Origin of the sequence: Arthrobacter sp. SO3 (genome assembly GCF_020532825.1) — a bacterium.
Taxonomy (GTDB): domain Bacteria; phylum Actinomycetota; class Actinomycetes; order Actinomycetales; family Micrococcaceae; genus Arthrobacter.
On record NZ_MQTS01000179.1, the window covers coordinates 23,574 to 25,817 of the forward strand.

Here is a 2,244-nt window from a genome sequence, read left to right on the forward strand (position 1 = left end):
TGCGGTGCTGCGCGCCACCCGCCTCGCCGCCCACTAGCTCGCCGCCCACTAGGAAGCCCGACGTGCCGGGCGGGTCCCCGGCCTACGCCCGCCTGTTGGTCCGCTCGCCCACAAGGGACAAGGCCAGCCGGGGACACAGCCGGACGGCGTCCGTCGCCGCGTCCAGGCTGTCCGCGCCAATGGGCACGTCGGTACGGTTGCCGGACCGGCTCCGCCGCGACACCGGGTAGCCCCAGTCGTCGCGGGCCAGCAACGCCGGAAGGAGCTCGGTGCACAGCCCGCGGCCGTCGCACTTGGTCCAGTCGATGTGCAGCGTGTCGCTCATGCCGTCCTCCCGTCCTCGCGCGTGCATCGGCCGCTGAGGTGGGCCTGGACGTCGTCGGCGAAGATCTCCAAAGCGCTATGGACCAGTTGGACGGTCCCGTCCGGGTGATGGCAGGCACCCCGGCCGGAGACGAGTTTGCTCAGCCGGTCCAGCTCCCGGGGCAGCTGCGGGTTGGGTTCGCCGGAGGCAATGCGGTTAAGGACCCCGGCCATGGCGGGCAGGCCGAACATGCACGGTCCGCATTGTTTGGCGGACTCCCCCGCCAAATAGCTCAGGATCCGCGCCGTGGCCGCCAGACCGCACTGGTCGGCAGGCAGTGCAAACATGACTCCGGCCCCGGGACGGACAGCCTGTCCGTCCGGGCCGGACGGCGATATCCGGTAGTCCAGCGGCCTGACCCAACGGCCGTGGTATCCGCCGACCAGAACGGCGGAGAGGGAACGGGCGTCAATTCCGGCATCGTGGAGAATCGTCCCGAGGGCGGCGTTTCCGGGAACTTCCTGCACTTGCGCCGGCCCCGGGCCGGAGACTGTCAGGAGCCGGGTGCCGGGGTCGGCCGGTGACCCTGCGCTGCGGAACCAGGCGGCCCCGTAGCGGGCGATGAGGCCGATGTGGGCCAGCGTCTCGACATTCAGCACCAGCGTGGGGCGGCCTTTGAGCCCGGCGTCGCTCAGGCGGCGCCGCTTGTCCAGTGGAAGTGCCGTGCCGGTGGCGATGGCATTGGCCACGGCGCTGGCTTCCCCCGCGATGAAGGTCTCCGGCGCCGGCACCAGCCGGATCCGGCGCGCGTCCGGCCGCTCGGCAATGGCACCTGCCACTCCCGCAAGGCTGTCCGCGGCGGCGTAGAGGTACATCTGCGAGCCTGCGACGGCGCGGTTGGCCGCCAGCAGGCCATCGAGCACGAGGTGCGGGGCGTGGGCCAGCAGCGTCCGGTCCTTGAAGCTGAGCGGTTCGCCCTCTGCGCCATTGGCGATCACCACCGGCCGGGAGGGCAGGATTCCGGCGGAACGGGATTCGGCGGTCGCCGCCATCTTGCGCCAGGACGCGAAGGCCGCCCCGCCCCGCCCGGTCAGCCCGGAGGCTTCCAGCACCCGGATGAAGTCCGGTCCGATACTGCCGGTATCCAGTGGCCCGAAGACACTGAGATGGTCCTGCAGTCCAGCGAAATCACCGGCGGCGAAGAGCCTGAACGTCCCCGCCGGCGCCTGGGGCCGGAGAGTTTCGGCCAGCGAGGTGTTGGGCGGGGTCATGGCATGCCTCCTTGGCGGGCTTTGGACGTGTCGAGGAAGGTGGCGGAAAGTCGCCAGGCGACGGCGCCGCCGACGGCCGCCACCGACGCTGCGGCCAGTATCAGGAACCATTTACCGGTCCCGTCGGTGCCGTTGCCGATGGCGTGGCCCAGGGCAATGGGCCACATGGCGTAGCTGAGCCAGTGGACGGCTTTGAAGGTTCGCTGCCCGATGCGGTGCCGCAGCAGGCCCGTGATGACAATGGCCAGCACGAGGTCCAGGGCGACTGTGCCCAGGCCCTGCCAGAACGGCCGGTAGGAGCCGAGGAACGGGACAAGGACATCGACCAGGTTCAGCTTGGCGTAGGAATCCAGCAGCAGCGACCCCACGTGGAGGCCGAGGAAGACTGAGGCGAGGAGGGCGAAGTTGCGGTGCAGGAGGGTGACAGAGAACCGCGGCAGGACAATGAGTGGCCTGCCGGACCGGGTCAGGATGCCCAGCAGCACCGTGGCGGTAAACAAAGCCAGCGAGATGAAGCCGCTCACCCGCCCGAAAGCCCACATGGCTTCATCCATGGTGGCGCCCTCCCGAAGTCGCAGGCCGCTCGCTGGGCCACGCGCCGGTGACGATGGTCCGTCCGTGCTGGTCAACGAAACGGCCGGCAACGCCCCGGCCCCGGAACCAGTCCAC

3 protein-coding genes are annotated in these 2,244 nt (G+C 70.1%); all 3 read right to left on the minus strand.

Features of this window, described 5'->3' with window-relative positions:
• Positions 1 to 82: 82 nt before the first annotated feature.
• From BJQ90_RS16760 to BJQ90_RS16770, 3 genes are read right to left on the minus strand one after another with little or no spacing between them, the layout of a single operon-like run.
• The gene (locus BJQ90_RS16760) at positions 83 to 325 is read right to left on the minus strand and encodes a ferredoxin (RefSeq protein ID WP_226761350.1); all 243 of its coding nucleotides are present in this window, start codon (positions 323 to 325) and stop codon (positions 83 to 85) included.
• The gene (locus BJQ90_RS16765; RefSeq protein WP_226761351.1) at positions 322 to 1,575 is read right to left on the minus strand and encodes an NADH-ubiquinone oxidoreductase-F iron-sulfur binding region domain-containing protein; all 1,254 of its coding nucleotides are present in this window, start codon (positions 1,573 to 1,575) and stop codon (positions 322 to 324) included. The genes BJQ90_RS16760 and BJQ90_RS16765 overlap by 4 nt, the downstream gene beginning before the upstream one ends.
• A complete protein-coding gene (locus BJQ90_RS16770) occupies positions 1,572 to 2,129 on the minus strand; it encodes a ferric reductase-like transmembrane domain-containing protein (RefSeq protein WP_226761352.1) in 558 nt (185 codons plus the stop codon). Before BJQ90_RS16770 ends, BJQ90_RS16765 begins: the two co-directional genes overlap by 4 nt.
• Positions 2,130 to 2,244 lie beyond the last annotated feature (115 nt).